The organism is Bordetella genomosp. 12 (assembly GCF_002261355.1).
Lineage (GTDB): Bacteria > Pseudomonadota > Gammaproteobacteria > Burkholderiales > Burkholderiaceae_B > Bordetella.
This window is the reverse complement of the sequence record NZ_NEVU01000003.1, coordinates 18,750-35,548: the sequence shown is the minus strand read 5'-3', so window position 1 is coordinate 35,548 and position 16,799 is coordinate 18,750. Positions and strand designations below refer to the sequence as shown.

Sequence of the window (16,799 nt, the reverse complement as noted above, 5' to 3'; positions counted from 1 at the left end):
CATCAGGAACTGTACTCATGAGCAACCGCCCCATCTACCTGGACTACTCAGCCACGACGCCGGTCGACCCGCGCGTGGTCGAGAAGATGATCCCCTGGCTTTACGATAATTTCGGCAATCCGGCTTCGCGTAGCCACGCGTTTGGCTGGGATGCCGAAGAGGCCGTCGAAAATGCGCGCGCCGAGGTGGCCAAGCTGGTCAATGCCGACCCGCGCGAAATCATCTGGACTTCCGGCGCGACCGAGTCAGACAACCTGGCCATCAAGGGCGCGGCGAATTTCTACGCCGAGCGCGGCAAGCACATCGTGACGGTCAAGACCGAACACAAGGCGGTTCTGGACACCTGTCGTGAGTTGGAGCGCCAGGGTTTCGAAGTGACCTATCTCGATGTCAAGGATGACGGTTTGCTGGACCTGGAGGTCTTCAAGGCCGCGCTGCGTCCGGACACCGTTCTCGTGTCGGTGATGATGGTCAACAATGAAATCGGCGTCATTCAGGATGTCGAGACCATCGGCGGGATCTGCCGTGAAAAAGGCATTATTTTCCATGTCGACGCGGCTCAGGCCACGGGCAAGGTCGAGATCGATCTGCAGAAACTCAAAGTGGATCTGATGTCTTTCTCGGCGCACAAGACCTATGGCCCCAAGGGCATCGGCGCGCTGTATGTACGCCGCAAGCCGCGTGTGCGCATCGAAGCGCAGATGCACGGCGGCGGTCATGAGCGGGGCTTTCGCTCCGGCACGCTGGCTACCCATCAGATCGTGGGCATGGGCGAGGCGTTCCGCTTGGCGCGCGAAGAAATGGGCACGGAGAACGAGCGCGTGCGCATGTTGCGCGACCGCCTGTTGGCAGGCCTCTCGCAGATCGAGGAAGTCTATGTCAACGGCAGCATGGAACACCGCGTGCCGCACAACCTGAACATCAGCTTCAATTACGTTGAAGGCGAGTCCCTGATCATGGCGATCAAGGAACTGGCCGTCTCCAGTGGCTCGGCCTGCACCTCGGCCAGCCTGGAGCCTTCTTATGTATTGCGCGCGCTGGGCCGCAATGACGAACTGGCGCATAGTTCGATCCGCTTTACCCTGGGCCGCTTCACCACCGAGCAGGAAGTCGACTTCGCCGTCGAATTGCTCAAGAGCCGTGTCGGCAAGCTGCGCGACATGTCGCCGCTGTGGGAAATGGCCAAGGAAGGCATCGATCTGAACAGCGTGCAATGGGCTGCGCACTGAGCGCGCCGCAAGTCATCACATACGTGGAGAATCATCATGGCATACAGCGATAAGGTCCTGGACCACTACGAAAATCCCCGCAACGTCGGTTCGTTCGACAAGGGCGACGACTCCATCGGCACCGGCATGGTCGGCGCACCGGCCTGTGGCGACGTCATGAAGTTGCAGATCAAGGTCAATGACGAGGGCGTGATCGAAGACGCGCGCTTCAAGACCTACGGCTGTGGTTCGGCCATTGCCTCCAGCTCGCTGGTGACCGAATGGGTCAAGGGCAAGACGCTGGATCAAGCCATGTCCATCCGCAATACGCAGATCGCCGAAGAGCTGGCCTTGCCCCCGGTCAAGATTCACTGCTCGATCCTGGCTGAAGACGCCATCAAGGCCGCCGTGCAGGATTACAAGACCAAGCACGGCGTGGCCGAGGCTGTTGCGGCAGACTGATATGGCCGTCACCCTGACCCAACAGGCGGCCAATCATATCGGCCGCTATCTGCAACGGCGCGGTAAGGGTATCGGGCTGCGCCTGGGTGTGCGCACGACCGGCTGCTCGGGCATGGCCTACAAGCTTGAGTACGTCGACGAAGTGCAGGCCGACGACATGGAGTTCGAAAGTTTCGGCGTGAAGGTCTTCGTCGATCCCAAGAGCCTTGCCTACCTGGACGGCACCGAGCTGGATTATGCGCGCGAAGGCCTCAATGAGGGCTTCAAGTTTCGCAACCCCAACGAAAAGGCGACCTGCGGCTGCGGCGAGTCGTTCACGGTGTAGGTCTTGGCCGCTGACGATCATTTCAGCCTTTTTGGCCTGCCCGCCACGTTCGAGCTCGACAGCCAGGCGCTTGAAACCGCCTGGCGCGACGTCGCCGCCCGCGTCCATCCCGACCGCTTTGCCACCGCCAGCGCGCCTGAGCGCCGGGTGGCAATGCAATGGGCTGCGCGCGCCAACGAGGCTTACCGGCAACTGCGAGATCCCCTGCTGCGCGCACGCTATCTGTGCGAGTCCGCGGGCGTGGATCTGCAGACCGAGAGCAATACGGCGATGGCGCCGGCGTTTCTGATGCAGCAGATGGAGTGGCGCGAGCTGCTCGATGAGGCGCGTCATGACGAGCAGGCCAGGCGGACATTGGACGCCGAACTGGGCCAGGCGCGCGCGGCGATGCGGCAGACGCTGGCCGATTTGATCGACAAGCGTAAAGACTATCCCGCCGCTGGCCAAAAGGTCCGCGAGTGGATGTTCATTGAAAAACTGGCTCAGGAGCTGGCTTCCATCCAGCCCTAGCAGCGGCCCGGCAGGGCGCGTTCAGCGACAAATACAACAATGGCTTTATTGCAGATTTCCGAACCCGGCGAATCGCCCGCCCCGCATCAGCGGCGGTTGGCGGTAGGCATCGATCTGGGCACGACCAATTCCCTGGTGGCCGCCGTGCGCAGCAGTGTGCCCGAAGTGTTGCCGGATGCCGAAGGCCATGCCTTGCTGCCTTCCGCGGTACGGTATCTTCCCGAGGGGCGCGTGGCCATCGGCCGCGGCGCCTTGCCGCACCAGGCGAGTGACCCGGCCAATACCATCGTGTCGGTCAAGCGCTTTATGGGCCGTTCGGCGCAGGATGCGCGTGATAGCGCCGCGCCTTATGACTTTGTCGATGCGCCCGGCATGGTGCGCTTGCGCACGCTGCACGGCGATGTCAGTCCTGTCGAGGTCTCGGCGCAGATTCTGGCCACGCTGCGCCAGCGTGCCGAAGACGTGCTGGGCGATGATCTGGTCGGCGCCGTGATTACGGTGCCCGCCTATTTTGATGATGCGCAACGTCAGGCCACGCGCGATGCCGCCAAGCTGGCGGGCCTGAATGTGCTGCGTCTGCTGAATGAGCCGACGGCCGCGGCAATCGCCTATGGCCTGGATCAGGCCGCCGAAGGCGTATACGCCGTCTACGACCTGGGCGGCGGCACCTTCGATATTTCGATCTTGCGTCTGTCCCAGGGCGTGTTCGAGGTGATCGCCACCGGTGGCGATACCGTGTTGGGTGGCGATGATTTCGATCATGCCATCGTGGCCGACCTGGTGGCCGCTCAGGCTGTAGAGGGGTTGTCGCTATCGGATCGGCGCGGCCTGTTGGTCGCCGCGCGCGCCGCGCGCGAAGCCCTGACCGACGCCGGACAGGCCGCCATCGCCGTCACGCTCGAAGGCGGCCGCAGCCTGAACGCCACGTTGACGCGTGCGCAGTTCGAAGCGCTCGCCACACCGCTCATAGACCGCACCCTGCAGGCTGCCCGCCGCGCCTTGCGCGATGCCGGTCTGGCCGTGGCCGACGTCAAGGGCGTCGTGCTGGTGGGCGGAGCGACCCGCATGCCCGCCGTGCGGCAAGCGGTTGGCGCCTTCTTCGGGACGCCGCCGTTGACCAATCTCGATCCGGATCAGGTGGTGGCGTTGGGCGCGGCCTTGCAGGCCAATCTGCTGGCGGGCAATCGCGCGCCGGGCGAAGACTGGCTGCTGCTGGATGTCACGCCGCTGTCGCTCGGGCTTGAGACCATGGGTGGATTGGTGGAGCGCGTTATTCCGCGCAACAGCACCATTCCGGTGGCGCGCGCCCAGGAGTTCACGACGTTCAAGGATGGCCAGACCGCGATGAGCGTGCACGTCGTGCAAGGCGAGCGCGATCTGGTTTCCGACTGCCGCTCGCTGGCCCGCTTCGAGTTGCGCGGCATTCCGCCCATGGTGGCCGGTGCCGCCCGTATCCGCGTGACGTTCCAAGTCGACGCCGATGGTTTGCTCAGCGTGACCGCGCGCGAACAGAGTACGGGCGTTGAGGCTGCGGTGACGGTCAAGCCCTCGTATGGCCTGTCCGACGATGAAATCACGCGCATGCTGTCCGACAGCGTGTCTCATGCCGATGACGACGCCAGGGCGCGCATGCTGCGCGAGCAGCAGGTTGAGGCGCGTCAATTGGTGGAGTCCGTCAGCGCCGCGCTGGCTGTTGACGGCGATCTGCTCGATAGCGAGGAGAGGGCGCGCGTGGATGCCGCATTGCAGGCCGCCACACAAGCGCAATTGGCCACCGACGTGGAAGCGGTGCGCCAGGCGGTTCAGGCTTTGTCTGACGCCACCGAGGATTTTGCCGCCCGGCGCATGGATCGCAGTATCCGCGCCGCACTGGCCGGCCGTAAATTGGACGAACTCGCTTAACTCGAAGTCATGCCGAAACTGACTGTATTGCCTCACCCCGATTTGTGTCCCGAAGGCGCTGTCATCGATGACGCGCCGCAAGGCAAGTCCATCTGCCGCGTGCTGCTCGATAATCATATCGACATCGATCATGCTTGCGAGCTTTCCTGTGCTTGCACCACTTGCCATGTCGTTGTGCGTCAGGGCTATGCCTCGCTGGAAGATGCCAGCGACAACGAGGAGGATCTGCTGGACAAGGCTTGGGGCCTGACTCCGGTATCCCGCCTGTCTTGCCAGGCCATCATCGAAGAGCAGGATCTCACCATCGAGATTCCCAAGTACACGATCAACCATGCCAAGGAGGATCATTGACATGAAGTGGATAGACACTTATCAGATCGCCGAAGCCCTGGTGGATACGCATCCGGACATCGATCCCAAGACCGTGCGTTTTACGCAGTTGCGCGAGTGGGTCATGGCTTTGCCGGGCTTTGAAGATGACCCGGCCCGCTGCGGCGAAAAGATTCTCGAGGCCATCCAGATGGCCTGGATCGAAGAGGCCGAGTAAGCCCTCGCGTATAAACAAGAATCCCGCCATGTGCGGGATTCTTGTTTTTGCTGGCCTACATGCGGTAGCGAGCGGTCAGCAGGAAGCTTCGCGGCGCGCCATAGAAGTTGTGGTCATAGCTGATGGAGCTGAAGTACTTCTTGTCCGTCAGGTTGTAGACGTTCAAGCCCAGACCGAGGCGCTCGTTGACCTGATAGCCGACGCGGGCATCGAGGGTGGTGTAGCCGCCCTGCATGCGTCCGTAGTAGCCAAAGTCGGAAGACTTGCTCTGCGTGTTGACCCCGCCGCCGACCGACCAGCGGTTCCATTGACCAGGCAGGCGGTAGTTGGCCCACAACTTGGCCATATGGCGCGGTATGCCGGTGTTGGACGAGATGTCATAGCCGACGGAGGGGATGTCGGACCCGAGGTGGCGTGTGTGGGTGTAGGTATACGACGCGGCCAGTTGCAGCCCTGGCAAGACCTCTCCAGAGATCTCGCTCTCGAAGCCCTGGCTGCGAACCTGAGCGCTGGGCCGGTAGCACGTCCCGCCGCAGCGTATCTCGGCGATGCTCTCGGAGACGGTGTCGTCCTCGAAGGCGACTTTCTTCTGCTCAGTGCGGAAGATGGCAAACAGCACGTCCACGTTGCCATCCATGAGCGAGCCCTTCAGACCCAGTTCATAGTTCTTGCCAGTCACCGGGCTGAGGAAGTTGCCGGAGGCGTCGCGCTGGCTTTGCGGGCGGAAGATTTCGGCGTAGTTGGCGTAGGCCGACCACTTGGGCGTGAGCGTGAAGATCAGGCCGGCAAAGGGCGTGAACTCACTTTTCTCCTGGGCAGTGCTTTCCGAGTAACCCCAGATGCCATCGGAGACATAAGTCTGCTTGAACCACGACACCCGGCCGCCCAGCACCACGGCCACGGGATCCAGAATCTGGTAGCGGAGATTGGCGTACAGACCTTTCTTGTCCGAACGGTAACCGTCGTCCATGCGATTGGTCGCGATGATGGTGTCGCTGTCCAGCGCCGGGATGGAGACCTTCTGATCGTAGCTGGCGTTCAGGCTTTCGACGTTGCGCCGCCAGCCCCAGAGGTCGGTGCTGCGCTGATGTGAAAAGTTGCCGCCCGCGGTGAAATCCAGGCGGCGGCCAAACAGCGTGGTGTCGCCTGACAGGTAGGCATCGGCGCCCAGATTGCGCGAATTCATATCGAAGGCGTAGGCATCACCGCGATAGGTATTGGGCGGTCCGAGCCTGCCGCTGCGCAAGAGATACTTGATGTCGTTGGCTTCGTCCACGCGCACGACGGCGGCCTTGAATTTCCAGCCATTGGCAAAGCGGTGGGTCAGGTCGGCAAACCAGGTGTTCTGGGTCTTGTAAGCGTGGTTCCACTTGGCGCTCAGATTGGTCGAGCGCGAGTAGTCCGGCATCGAGCCATCGCCGTAGTTGGGCAGACCGGTCCAATCGATGACGCCGTAGGGGTTCTCTCGGCTGTAACCCAGGCCAAGTGTGGTGGACGGTGTGAGATCGATATCGAGCGCGCCGTAGAAGGTCCGTTCGTTGCTGTCGACGTAGTCGCGGAATGAGCCTTTGGTTTCATAGTCAGCGACGACGCGGCCGCGTACGGTACCGCTGTCGTTGAGCGGGCCGCCAAAATCCACCTGCGCGCCGTACTGATCATCGCTGCCGACACGGCCGGTCACGATGAACTGCCGTTCCTGAGTGGGGCGTTTACGTACCAGGTTGACCGACCCGGAGGGGTCTCCAGCCCCCTCGAACAGGGCTTGCGGCCCGCGCATGATCTCGATGCGATCGTAGATCGCGGTATCCGAGTTGAATGCCGAGCCGCGGGCGTACAACTGCCGCTCGAGCGGCACGCCATCGAACTGATAGCTCTGGATGAAGAAGCCGCGCGAGTAGAACTGGCCGCCGGGTTCGTTGGACACCATGGAGACGCCGGGGGCGTAGTTCAGGGCTTCGCGCACATCGGTGACGCCTTGATCATCCATGCGCTGGCGGGTGATGACCGACACGGCCTGGGGAATCTCGCGCAGTGCTTGATCGCCCTTGGCTATGGTGGTGACGTTGGCGGTATAGGAGCCGCTGCCTTCGGTGGTGGCCAGGTCGCGGCCCGTGACCGCGACCGGAGTGAGGGTGGCCACGGCATGGGCGTCGGCCTGCAGGCGGTACTGGCCATGCGAGTCCTGGATGGCGTGCAATCCCGTGCCGGCCAGGATGGCAGCGAGCGCGCCAGCAGGCGTGTAACTGCCCGTCAGGCCCGGGCTGCTGCGTCCGGCCGTCAAACCGGGCGGGCTGGCGAGCAAGACGCCGGATTCGGCGGCAAAACGTGACAGTACGGGTTCCAGCGCGCCGGCGGGAATGTCGTAGCTGCGGCTGCTTTGCGCCGAGAGGGCCGCGGGCGCGGCCTGGGCCTGCGCCGCGATCGGCGCCAGCGCGAGCATGGCGACGGCGCAGGCCAGGCGCGTCATCTTGGCCGGCCAGGCGGGCGTGGGCATGATGGCGGCGTGGCGAAGCGGGGCGGCGCGGCCGCGGTGGGACAAGCGGGTGGACATGAAGCGTTCCTCAGGCATATCGGAAGGTGATCAGGAGATCTCTCATCCTGTTCATCGAACGAGACGCAAAAAGCGGAACTCTTTTTAAAAAAAATTTTCGCCGCAGCCCGCGGGTCAGCGTGGGAGGATGTCCACCCACCAAGGCAGGCGCCGGACTCTGACGGGCAGGACGGACTCGAGCATGGCGAGTGTGCGATCCGGATCGGTCATCGGGAAGCTGCCGAACACTGGCAGCGCAGCGACTTCGGGCGCCACGCCCAGATGGCCCAGGCGGTAGCGCGCCAGTTCGCGGGCCATATCGGCCAGCGGGATATTCTTGGCAATGAATAAGCCGCGTGTCGCCGCCTCGGCATCCGGATCTGCCTCGACGGCCGGGCTGATGGATTGGCTGCTCATGCGCGCACGCCAGCCGGCCGGTAGCAGGGCGGTGGCACCCGAACGTGCGCGAGCCTGCACGTTGCCCTGGTAGACGGCCACCTCGGTGCCATCGCCGTCGCGGCGCACCGAGAAACGTGTGCCCAGCGCGCGCAAACGGCCCTGCGGAGTATCGACGACGAAAGGCCGGGAAGGGTCGGGCGCGGTGCTGACGAGAATTTCTCCCGCGAGCAGTTCCAGCCGCCGCAGGCCGGAACTGTAGTCTTGATTGAAAGCGCTGGCCGTGCCGACCCAGACGCGCGTGCCGTCGTCCAGCACGATGTCGCGGACCTGGCCCGTGGTGCTGCGGAAGTCGGCGCCCCAGGGAGGCAGCAGGCCGCTTTGCCAGGCGGTATGGCCGGCCAGGCCTGCGCCGGCCAGCGCGGCCAGGCCCAGGACGACCCGACGCCGGCCCTGGTTGAATTCGGCGCGCCGATAGGCCTGGACGGCCACCCCGGGCGCTTCGCTGCGGCGGATAGGCAGGAACATGCGGCCCACGCTTTCGACCTGGGCCCAGGCATGGACATTGGCCTGGCAGGCATCATGCCAATGCTGCCAGGCCGTGCGTTCGGCGTCCGTGGCCTGGCCCGAGCGCAGTACGGCAAACCATTCCGCAGCCTGCTCCAGCGGATCACCCTGGCGGGCCGCCAGCCTTACAGTTTCTTCAGGCATTGCAGCATGGCCTGCGCCACGTACTTGCGCACCATGCGCGTCGATACGCCGAGTTCGGTGGCGATTTCCTGATCGCTCATTTCGCAAGCGACTGCCATGATGAAGGCGTGAGCGGCTTTGACCGGCAGGCCGCGGATGAGGCGGTCGACCTCTTGCAGCGTTTGCAGCACGATGGCTTGGTGCTCGGCGCTGGGAACCTGCGCCTCAGGTTGCGCGGCCAGCGTATCCAGCCAGGCCTGCTCGATCTGGCGGCGGCGCCAGAGGTCGACGCACAAGCCGCCGGCCAGCGTACGCAGATAAACGCGCGCCTGAGGACGGCTGCCGAAGGATAGGGGTTTGGCCAGCAGGCGCACAAAGGCGTCCTGGGCCAGATCTGCTGCATCCGCGGCATTGCCCAGGCGCCTGCGCAACCATGCCTGCAGCCAGGGATGATGATCGCCGTAGAGCGTTTCCAGGCTGGGCGGCGATGCGTAATCCGAAGCGTCCAATTTGCCTTGCTGCCCGGAGGCGGCACCATGAAGTCATTTGTAATAGGAATGATTATTACTTAAAACGGGCGGGCGGCCAATTCCCGGCAAGGGCGGTGTTGTCATCGCGCGGCGGTATGATGCCGTTTTCTTCTGCCTCCCCGAGCATCATGACCGTGCCCTCCCTGCGTTTCGGCCTGGCCGCCAACCGCTTGCATCACGAAACCCCCGACGCGGCGCTGTTCAGCTGGCTGCGCGCCAGTGGCGCTTCCATCCGGGAGATGGGCATCGAGCTGCATACGGTGGGCCGCACGCACGATGCCATCGTGCGGGAAGGCATGCTGCAAGGCTATCGTGGCCTGATCCGCTATCCCTATGGGCGCGAGGGCGGCTTGATGAAGCTGGTGGCCCGCGTGACCGAAGGGCGTGATGGCCAGGCGCCATTCGATGGCGCCATCTACCTGATCGATCCGGTCGATCCTTCGTCGATTTTTCCCGAGGCCCTGGCCCTGAAGCGGCAATGCATCACGCACGGCCGCCCGTTCATTTCGACGTTGGCGGGCGCCATGGAATGGATAGAGGTCGAACGTATCCGTGCCGGGCTGACGCCGGATCCGGCGTTGGGGCGGCTATTCCGCTTCGAGGGCCAGACGCTGGCCATGATCGCCCACGATGCGCTCAAGGACGAGATGGTGGCGTTTGCGGACGCGTATTTCGATGTGCTGTCGCAGTTTGCGCGGCGGGTGGCCACGGGTACGACGGGCGGGCGGCTCAATGAGCTGGCCTGGTCGCGCGGCTGGCCTAAAGACCGGCCCTGGGTGACCCGTTACTTGAGCGGGCCCTTGGGCGGCGATGCGCAGATCGCCGAGCTCGTCCTCGAGCATCAGTGTCAGCGCGTCATTTTCTTCGAAGATCCGCATGTGGCGCGTCAGCATGAGGCCGACATTCAACTGCTCGAGCGGGCCGTGCGCGTGGTGACGGAATCGGCTACCTGCGCCACGTCGCCCTCGGTGGCGCGGCGTTGGGCCGAGGCGGTGCGTACGCGCCAGGCGGGCTAGACGCGCGCGCATCTGAGCGACGGGCCCGCGCGCGGGGATGTCGCTCCTGCACTGGGGCCGTCCGCGCGTGCCAGGCGCGTCGTGCGAGCCCCGGGCCGGACAGGGCGCGCGAGGCGGCTGGTCTGGCAGGCAGGGAAGTCAGCGCGGACGGCGCCGGTAGGCGAGCAGACCGCAGGCCAAGGCCAGCACCAATTGCGTCAGGGCCAGGGGGAAGAGGAAGTCGAGCTTGCCGTCCGCGCCCACCAGACTGGCGCGGCTCATCCACAACAGGCAGGCCAGCACCGCGCTGGCCAGCAGCACGGCGCAGGCGGCGCAGCAGAATAGAAAGCCGCGCCGCGCCGGCCCCTTGGGGCCACGGCGGCGCGGCAGGAAGCCGTACAGCGCCAGCACCACGAGACCTGCCAGCAAGAGCACCTTGGCAAGCATCGTGGCGCTGCCTCAGTCTTCGCGCCGCAAGTGCGGGAACAGAATCACGTCGCGGATGCTGGGGCTGTCGGTGAGCAGCATGACGAGGCGGTCGATGCCGATGCCGCAGCCGCCGGTCGGCGGCATGCCGTACTCGAGCGCACGGATGTAATCAGCGTCGTAGTACATGGCTTCCTCGTCGCCCGCGTCTTTGGCCTCGACCTGCGCCCGGAAACGTTCGGCCTGGTCTTCCGGATCATTGAGCTCGGAGAAGCCGTTGGCGATTTCGCGTCCGGTGATGAAGAGTTCGAAGCGCTCGGTGATCCCTTCGCGGGTATCGGAGGCACGGGCCAAGGGCGACACCTCGACCGGATAGTCGATGATGTAGGTGGGATTCCAGAGCTGGGACTCCGCCGTTTCTTCGAACAGCGCCAATTGCAGCGCGCCCAGACCCGCGCGCGCCAGCGGCGCCTTGTCGACATCGGCGCCGAGTTTTTTCAGCTCGGCGCGCACGAAAGCCGTGTCATCAAGCTGGGCCTGGGTGTAATGCGGGGCGTACTTGAGGATAGCTTCGCAGATCGTCAGGCGGTCAAAGGGTTTGGACAGATCGAGCTCGCGCTCCTGATAGGTGAGCACGGCGCTGCCGGCCGCGGCGATGGCGGCCTGCCGGATCAGCGACTCGGTGAAGTCCATCAGCCAGCGGTAGTCCGCATAGGCCGCGTAGAACTCCATCATGGTGAACTCGGGGTTGTGCCGGGGGCTGACGCCCTCGTTACGGAAGTTGCGGTTGATTTCGAAGACGCGATCGAATCCGCCCACGACCAGGCGCTTGAGGTAAAGCTCAGGGGCGATGCGCAGGTACATTTCCATGTCGAGCGCATTGTGATGGGTCACGAAGGGCTTGGCTGCGGCACCGCCCGGAATGGGATGCAGCATGGGCGTTTCGACTTCGAGAAAGCCGGCGGCCAGCATGGCCTGCCGGATGCCGCCCACGGCTTTGCTGCGGGCCTCGAAAGTGCGCCGTGTCGCGTCGGTCATGATGAGATCGACGTAGCGCTGCCGATAGCGCAGCTCCTGGTCGGAAACGCCATGGAATTTGTCGGGCAGCGGGCGCAGCGACTTCGACAGCAGGCGCGCCTGCGCGGCGTGCACCGTCAGCTCGCCTTTGTTGGTCTTGAAGACCGAGCCTTCGATGGCGATGATGTCGCCAATATCCCATTGTTTGAAGGCCGCATAGACCTCCTCGCCCAGCGTGCCGCGGTCGAGGTAGATCTGGATGCGGCCGGTGCCGTCTTGCAGCGTCGCGAAGCTGGCTTTGCCCATGACGCGTTTGAGCATCATTCGCCCGGCCACTTTGACGTGCACGGCGGATTCGAGCAGGGTCTGGGCATCCTGTTCGTCATATTTGTCGTGCAGGCGGGCGGCTTGCGCATCCGGAACGAAATCGTTGGGATAGGCAACGCCGGCCTCGCGCAGTTTGGCCAGCTTGGCGCGCCGCTCGGCGATCAAGCGGTTTTCATCCTGGGCGGTGGGCGAGTGATCAGTCATGATGGGTCAGTGGTAATTGCGGATGTCGTCGATTTCGGTCTGGCCGAAGTCTTCGCGATCCAGGTAGGCGAGGATGTTGGCGGCCACATCGGCCGGCGCGGCCAGCTTGCCGGTGGCGTGGAAGTCCTGAAACCGGCTCAGGCCCGGGAAAGCGGCCGGATCACTGGCGCGGATATCGGCCTGCATGCCGGTATCGACGATGCCGGGGGCCAGCGACACCGCGCGCAGGCCCGATGCGCCGTGCTCGGTCTTCAGGACGCGGGTGTACATGTCCAGGGCCGCTTTGGTGGTGCAGTACACGCCCCAGCCGGCGGTAGGGTTGCGCCCCGCGCCGGAGGAAATGTTGATGATGCGCCGGTCGGCCTGCAGACCGTCGACGGCCTGCAGAAAGCGGGCGGTGAGCAGCATGACGGCGGTGACGTTGAGCGCCAGCGCCTGGCTGATGGCCGCCGCGTCGCTCAGGGCCTTGGTGTTGGCCACGGGATGCACGGTGCCCGCATTGTTGATCAGCACATAGCGCTTGGCATCGCGCGGGATGACCAGCTCGGCCGCGGCGCGCGTGGCGGCCTGCGTATCGGCCAGGTCCACCTGGATCTGGCGCAAGGTCACGCCGTGATCGCGGGCCAGATCGGCCAGCGCGGGATCATTGCGGCGGGCCAGGGTCACCAGTTCGATGCCAGGCCGCAGCAGACCGCGGGCCAGGGCAGCGCCCAGGCCGCGCGAGGCGCCGGTCAGAATTGCAAACGTGTCGGTCATGATTGCGGGCTTCCGTAGGCTGCAGGAAAGGGGCTTGCGCCCCCGGAGGTCAAACGCCTTGCTTCAGGCTGGCCTGAATGAAAGGATCGAGGTCGCCGTCGAGCACTTTCTGGGTGTTGGAGATTTCGACGTTGGTGCGCAGATCCTTGATGCGGCTTTGGTCCAGCACGTAGGAGCGGATCTGGTGGCCCCAACCCACATCGGTCTTGGAGTCTTCGAGTTTCTGCTGCTCGGCCATGCGCTTGCGCATCTCGAGTTCATACAGCTTGGACTTCAGCATCTGCATGGCTTCGGCGCGGTTGCGGTGCTGGGAACGGTCGTTCTGGCACTGCACCACGATGCCGGAGGGCATGTGCGTGATCCGCACGGCCGAGTCCGTTTTGTTGATGTGCTGGCCGCCCGCGCCGCTGGCGCGGTAGGTATCGACGCGCAGATCCGCGGGATTGACTTCGACCTCGAAGGACTCGTCCACCTCGGGGTAGACAAAGACGCTGGCAAAAGAAGTGTGCCGCCCGCCGGAGGAATCGAAGGGGCTTTTGCGGACCAGGCGGTGTACGCCGGTTTCGGTGCGCAGATAGCCAAAGGCGTACTCGCCTTCGATCTTGATCGTGGCGGATTTGAGGCCGGCGATTTCACCTTCGGATTCTTCCAGCACCTCGGCCTTGAAGCCTTTGCGCTCGGCATACTTCAAATACTGACGCAGCAGCATGGAAGCCCAGTCCTGGGCTTCGGTGCCGCCGGCGCCGGCCTGAATGTCGAGGAAGCAGTTCAGCGGGTCGGCCGGGTTGGAGAACATCCGGCGGAATTCCAGGCCTTCCAGTCGTTCCTGGAAACCGTTGGCGTCGTCCTCGATGGCTTCCAGCGTGGCGTCGTCGTCGTCGGCCGCGGCCAGTTCGAACAGCTCCCTGGCGTCAGCGACACCCTGGCCCAGTTCGGTCAGCGTTTGCACCACGTCTTCGAGCGACTTTTTCTCGCGGCCCAGATCCTGGGCGTGCTTGGGGTCGTTCCAGACGGCGGGGTCTTCCAGCTCGGCGTTTACAACGTGCAGGCGTTCAGTTTTGGCATCGTAGTCAAAGATACCTCCGTAGAGCCTGCTCGCGCTCCGCGTAGTCGGCAAGGCGGGCGGCGATCTGGTTCTGACGTTCGGCTTCCATGATTGATCCTGGTGACTTTTATGCGAAACCTGGCATTTTAACGTGCTTGGGCCGGACCATGGATGCCGGCCCTGTTTTCATGCCGGCTCGGCGTATTCAATGACCAATTGTGCCGTCACCATGCCGTTCCAGACGTTCTGCTCCAGGCGGTAGGCGGCCTGGATGCGCTCGGGCATCATTTCGTCATGCCCGAACCAGATGGCGTCAAAGCGCTGGTGGCCACGCTCGAGCGAGAGTTTCAGGTGTTTTTCGCCCACCAGACGTTGGCTGCGCACGGTGAACTCGTCCAGAAAGAGCGGCGCGGCGAAGCCCGCCCCCCAGACCTGCTGCTGCAGCAAGCCTGCGACTTCGGCGTTGGCATAGCCCGTTTCGAGCGAACCGTCGGTCTCGAGCAAGGGCTCGAAACGATCGCGCCCGGTCAGCTCGCGGACGGCGGCGTCAAACGCCGGCGCAAAGTCGGCCAGGCCTTCGCGGCCCAGAGTCAGGCCGGCTGCCATGGCGTGACCGCCGAACTTGCGGATCAGGCCGGGGTGGCGTTTGGACACCAGGTCCAGCACGTCGCGCAAATGCACATCCGGGATGGAGCGGCCCGAGCCGCGGAGTTCGTCATCGCCGGCGGGCGCGAAAGCCAGGGTGGGGCGCCAGAATTTTTCTTTCAGGCGGGATGCGACCAGGCCCACGACACCCTGATGCCAGGACGGGTCGAAAACGCAGACCGTGGCGCCGGCCACGGCCCCGGGCGTCTGCATGGCGGCCATGGCCTGTTCACGCATCTCGGCCTCGATCCCGCGGCGTTCGCGATTGATGTTGTCCAGCTCGCGCGCCATGCGCAGCGCCTGGTCTTCGTCGTCGGTCGTCAGGCAGGCGATGCCCAGGCTCATGTCGGCCAGGCGGCCGGCGGCGTTGATGCGCGGCCCCAGGGCAAAGCCGAGGTCAAAGCCGCTGGCCGAGCGCGGTTCGCGGCCCGCGACGGCAAACAGCGCGCGCAATCCGGGCTGCATGCGACCGCTGCGCATGCGCTGCAGGCCCTGGGTGACCAGCAGCCGGTTGTTGGCGTCGAGTTTGACCACGTCGGCCACCGTGCCCAGCGCCACCAGATCGGACAGGGCATCGAGGCGCGGGCCGCCGTCGGGCGCGTAAACCCCCCGGCGGCGCAATTCGGCGCGCAGCGCCAGCATCATGTAGAAAATCACCCCTACGCCGGCCAGGTTCTTGGACGGAAAGCCGCAGCCGGGCTGGTTAGGGTTGACGATGGCCAGCGCCTGCGGAAGGGTGTCGCCGGGCAGATGGTGGTCGGTGATGACCACGCCTATGCCGGCGTCATTGGCCGCGGCCACGCCGTCCACGCTGGCGATGCCGTTATCGACCGTGATGATGAGATCGGGCTTGCCGCTGCGGTGCTTGACGGCCAGGTCGATCACCGCGGGAGACAGCCCATAGCCGGTCTCGAACCGGTTGGGCACCAGGAAATCGACATCCGCGCCCATGGCGCTTAAGGCGCGCAGGCCGACGGCGCAGGCCGTGGCGCCGTCGCAGTCGTAGTCGGCCACGATCAACAGGCGTTTGCCCGCCTGGATGGCATCGGCGAGCACGGCGGCCGCATGTTGGGAGTGGGTCAGGGTGCCGGGAGGCAGCAAGGCAGGCCAGCCCATCTGGGTCTGGGCGGGCTCTGTCACGCCTCGAGCGGCCCAAAGGCGGGCAAGCAGAGGGTGGACGCCGGCATTTTGCAGCGCCTGGCAGGCCGACAGGTCGGCCGAGCGGACGGTTAGACGGGGTGTGACCACCAGCTGTTCCAATGATGTTTGCGCGCGGGCAGCAGCTTGAGCAGGCCGGCGCGGGGTTTGAGAGTGATGCCGGCGCGGCGATCGCGGCCCAGCATTGTCAGTTCGAGCGGGCGCAGCGGCTGTCCCGCGGCGTCGGCCAGCGGTTTGAGATGTTCGGCGTCCAGCGCCGCGAGGGCCCTGAGCCAGCCGCCCCAGTCTGCCGCGCGCGCCAAGGCATCCAGCTCGGTGTAGACGAGCGCCTCGTGCGGCACCGGTTGCCAGGGCCGCGCGCCGCCATAGAGCCACAGCGCGTTGATCGGCGGCGCGCCGCGCGCGGCGCGGGCTTCGTTGACCGGATGTTCGTACCAGGCCATTTGCATCTCATTGAGCAGGCGGCGCCAGGGCCGGCTGGCGGCATCCTGGGTCCACCAGTGCTGCAGACGGTCGCCCGCCACGGCGTGCGGGCTGGCCGGCCGGGGCGCCATGGCAGCCGGCAGACTCAGGCGCCAGCGCTGCGGATGAATCATCTCGGCGCTGAATTCGCCGTCGGCCAGAAGCGGGGCGATGGCCTCATAGAGCGCCGCGCCTTCTTCGGGACGCAGGTCCATCAGATCCGGGTCGAGCAGCGATGCGGTATCCGCGCCGAGCGCCAGATGGACAAGCTCGCCCAGCCACACGGGCTGTGAGCCGCTGTGCACCCCGGCCAGCATCGGGCCCAGGCCCGCGCCCAGAGGTTGCCCGGCTTCGGCATGGAACCCGGCAGCCTGAAGCTGCCAGCCTTCGTAGGCGGTGCAGCCATGGGTCTGCGGATCGAAGCGGGCGGTCGTGGCCTGACCCAGCGTCAGCCAGCGGCTGAAGGTGGGGGCATGTTCGGGAAGATGACGGGCCAGCTCGCTGGCCACGGCGAGGTCGGGCAGGGCGCCGGGAATCACGATGTGCATGGCCGGAATTGTAGTCCGGTCCGCGCCGCCAACAGACCGTCACAGACGGCCATGCCCGGATGTGCTTTGCCGCCCGGGTTAATGCCATAATGCGCGGGTGCTGAAATTACCTTACG

17 protein-coding genes are annotated in these 16,799 nt (G+C 64.9%); 8 read left to right on the top strand and 9 right to left on the bottom strand.

The window, feature by feature from the left end; genetic code table 11:
• Nucleotides 1-17: 17 nt before the first annotated feature.
• From CAL22_RS12290 to iscX, 7 genes are read left to right on the top strand one after another with little or no spacing between them, the layout of a single operon-like run.
• On the top strand, nucleotides 18-1,229 hold the full coding sequence (locus tag CAL22_RS12290; RefSeq protein ID WP_094813710.1) for an IscS subfamily cysteine desulfurase: 1,212 nt from the start codon (nucleotides 18-20) through the stop codon (nucleotides 1,227-1,229).
• A gap of 36 nt (nucleotides 1,230-1,265) precedes the next feature.
• On the top strand, nucleotides 1,266-1,670 hold the full coding sequence (gene iscU, locus CAL22_RS12285) for a Fe-S cluster assembly scaffold IscU (RefSeq protein ID WP_094813708.1): 405 nt from the start codon (nucleotides 1,266-1,268) through the stop codon (nucleotides 1,668-1,670).
• 1 nt (nucleotide 1,671) lies between these two features.
• Nucleotides 1,672-1,995 (top strand): iron-sulfur cluster assembly protein IscA, encoded by a 324-nt coding sequence (gene iscA / locus CAL22_RS12280; protein ID WP_094813706.1) that lies wholly within the window; start codon nucleotides 1,672-1,674, stop codon nucleotides 1,993-1,995.
• A gap of 3 nt (nucleotides 1,996-1,998) precedes the next feature.
• On the top strand, nucleotides 1,999-2,505 hold the full coding sequence (gene hscB / locus CAL22_RS12275; protein ID WP_094813704.1) for a Fe-S protein assembly co-chaperone HscB: 507 nt from the start codon (nucleotides 1,999-2,001) through the stop codon (nucleotides 2,503-2,505).
• Nucleotides 2,506-2,544: 39 nt separating this feature from the next.
• Complete coding sequence (gene hscA / locus CAL22_RS12270) at nucleotides 2,545-4,407, top strand: Fe-S protein assembly chaperone HscA (RefSeq protein WP_094813702.1); 1,863 nt, start codon at nucleotides 2,545-2,547, stop codon at nucleotides 4,405-4,407.
• A 9-nt stretch (nucleotides 4,408-4,416) separates the two neighbouring features.
• Nucleotides 4,417-4,758, top strand: a complete 342-nt coding sequence (fdx, locus tag CAL22_RS12265) for an ISC system 2Fe-2S type ferredoxin (RefSeq protein WP_094813700.1) — start codon at nucleotides 4,417-4,419, stop codon at nucleotides 4,756-4,758.
• Nucleotide 4,759: 1 nt separating this feature from the next.
• On the top strand, nucleotides 4,760-4,954 hold the full coding sequence (gene iscX, locus CAL22_RS12260; protein ID WP_094813698.1) for a Fe-S cluster assembly protein IscX: 195 nt from the start codon (nucleotides 4,760-4,762) through the stop codon (nucleotides 4,952-4,954).
• Nucleotides 4,955-5,009: 55 nt separating this feature from the next.
• Here iscX and CAL22_RS12255 read toward each other — a convergent pair whose 3' ends face one another.
• From CAL22_RS12255 to CAL22_RS12245, 3 genes are all read right to left on the bottom strand, one after another.
• A complete protein-coding gene (locus CAL22_RS12255) occupies nucleotides 5,010-7,505 on the bottom strand; it encodes a TonB-dependent siderophore receptor (protein ID WP_143276970.1) in 2,496 nt (831 codons plus the stop codon).
• A gap of 114 nt (nucleotides 7,506-7,619) precedes the next feature.
• On the bottom strand, nucleotides 7,620-8,591 hold the full coding sequence (locus tag CAL22_RS12250) for a FecR family protein (RefSeq protein ID WP_094813696.1): 972 nt from the start codon (nucleotides 8,589-8,591) through the stop codon (nucleotides 7,620-7,622).
• The gene (locus tag CAL22_RS12245; RefSeq protein WP_094813694.1) at nucleotides 8,573-9,079 is read right to left on the bottom strand and encodes a sigma-70 family RNA polymerase sigma factor; all 507 of its coding nucleotides are present in this window, start codon (nucleotides 9,077-9,079) and stop codon (nucleotides 8,573-8,575) included. The genes CAL22_RS12250 and CAL22_RS12245 overlap by 19 nt, the downstream gene beginning before the upstream one ends.
• Before the next feature lie 149 nt (nucleotides 9,080-9,228).
• Here CAL22_RS12245 and CAL22_RS12240 point away from each other — a divergent pair, with 149 nt between their 5' ends.
• Nucleotides 9,229-10,116, top strand: coding sequence for a methylglyoxal synthase (locus CAL22_RS12240; RefSeq protein WP_094816551.1), 888 nt, complete (start codon nucleotides 9,229-9,231; stop codon nucleotides 10,114-10,116).
• A 138-nt stretch (nucleotides 10,117-10,254) separates the two neighbouring features.
• Here the strand turns inward: CAL22_RS12240 and CAL22_RS12235 are convergent, their stop codons facing one another.
• From CAL22_RS12235 to CAL22_RS12210, 6 genes are all read right to left on the bottom strand, one after another.
• On the bottom strand, nucleotides 10,255-10,542 hold the full coding sequence (locus CAL22_RS12235; RefSeq protein WP_094813692.1) for a hypothetical protein: 288 nt from the start codon (nucleotides 10,540-10,542) through the stop codon (nucleotides 10,255-10,257).
• A gap of 12 nt (nucleotides 10,543-10,554) precedes the next feature.
• Nucleotides 10,555-12,069 carry a lysine--tRNA ligase gene (lysS, locus tag CAL22_RS12230; protein WP_094813690.1) on the bottom strand — a complete coding sequence of 505 codons (1,515 nt, stop codon included), beginning with the start codon at nucleotides 12,067-12,069 and terminating at the stop codon, nucleotides 10,555-10,557.
• A gap of 6 nt (nucleotides 12,070-12,075) precedes the next feature.
• On the bottom strand, nucleotides 12,076-12,825 hold the full coding sequence (locus tag CAL22_RS12225; RefSeq protein ID WP_094813688.1) for an SDR family oxidoreductase: 750 nt from the start codon (nucleotides 12,823-12,825) through the stop codon (nucleotides 12,076-12,078).
• A gap of 49 nt (nucleotides 12,826-12,874) precedes the next feature.
• Nucleotides 12,875-13,979 (bottom strand): peptide chain release factor 2 gene (gene prfB / locus CAL22_RS12220; RefSeq protein WP_143276969.1). Its coding sequence is split into 2 segments (ribosomal slippage): nucleotides 12,875-13,897 and nucleotides 13,899-13,979, totalling 1,104 coding nucleotides; the frame shifts between segments, so codons are not numbered across the junction.
• 77 nt (nucleotides 13,980-14,056) lie between these two features.
• Nucleotides 14,057-15,763, bottom strand: a complete 1,707-nt coding sequence (recJ, locus tag CAL22_RS12215; RefSeq protein WP_094816549.1) for a single-stranded-DNA-specific exonuclease RecJ — start codon at nucleotides 15,761-15,763, stop codon at nucleotides 14,057-14,059.
• A complete protein-coding gene (locus tag CAL22_RS12210; protein ID WP_094813686.1) occupies nucleotides 15,745-16,683 on the bottom strand; it encodes a hypothetical protein in 939 nt (312 codons plus the stop codon). Before CAL22_RS12210 ends, recJ begins: the two co-directional genes overlap by 19 nt.
• Between the last annotated feature and the right edge of the window lie 116 nt (nucleotides 16,684-16,799).

Coding starts and splice junctions, on each gene's coding strand:
- CAL22_RS12290 (WP_094813710.1), top strand. CDS start 18: ATGAGCAACCGCCCCATCTACCTGGACTACTCAGCCACGACGCCGGTC.
- iscU (WP_094813708.1), top strand. CDS start 1,266: ATGGCATACAGCGATAAGGTCCTGGACCACTACGAAAATCCCCGCAAC.
- iscA (WP_094813706.1), top strand. CDS start 1,672: ATGGCCGTCACCCTGACCCAACAGGCGGCCAATCATATCGGCCGCTAT.
- hscA (WP_094813702.1), top strand. CDS start 2,545: ATGGCTTTATTGCAGATTTCCGAACCCGGCGAATCGCCCGCCCCGCAT.
- fdx (WP_094813700.1), top strand. CDS start 4,417: ATGCCGAAACTGACTGTATTGCCTCACCCCGATTTGTGTCCCGAAGGC.
- iscX (WP_094813698.1), top strand. CDS start 4,760: ATGAAGTGGATAGACACTTATCAGATCGCCGAAGCCCTGGTGGATACG.
- CAL22_RS12255 (WP_143276970.1), bottom strand. CDS start 7,505: ATGTCCACCCGCTTGTCCCACCGCGGCCGCGCCGCCCCGCTTCGCCAC.
- CAL22_RS12250 (WP_094813696.1), bottom strand. CDS start 8,591: ATGCCTGAAGAAACTGTAAGGCTGGCGGCCCGCCAGGGTGATCCGCTG.
- CAL22_RS12240 (WP_094816551.1), top strand. CDS start 9,229: ATGACCGTGCCCTCCCTGCGTTTCGGCCTGGCCGCCAACCGCTTGCAT.
- CAL22_RS12235 (WP_094813692.1), bottom strand. CDS start 10,542: ATGCTTGCCAAGGTGCTCTTGCTGGCAGGTCTCGTGGTGCTGGCGCTG.
- lysS (WP_094813690.1), bottom strand. CDS start 12,069: ATGACTGATCACTCGCCCACCGCCCAGGATGAAAACCGCTTGATCGCC.
- CAL22_RS12225 (WP_094813688.1), bottom strand. CDS start 12,825: ATGACCGACACGTTTGCAATTCTGACCGGCGCCTCGCGCGGCCTGGGC.
- CAL22_RS12210 (WP_094813686.1), bottom strand. CDS start 16,683: ATGCACATCGTGATTCCCGGCGCCCTGCCCGACCTCGCCGTGGCCAGC.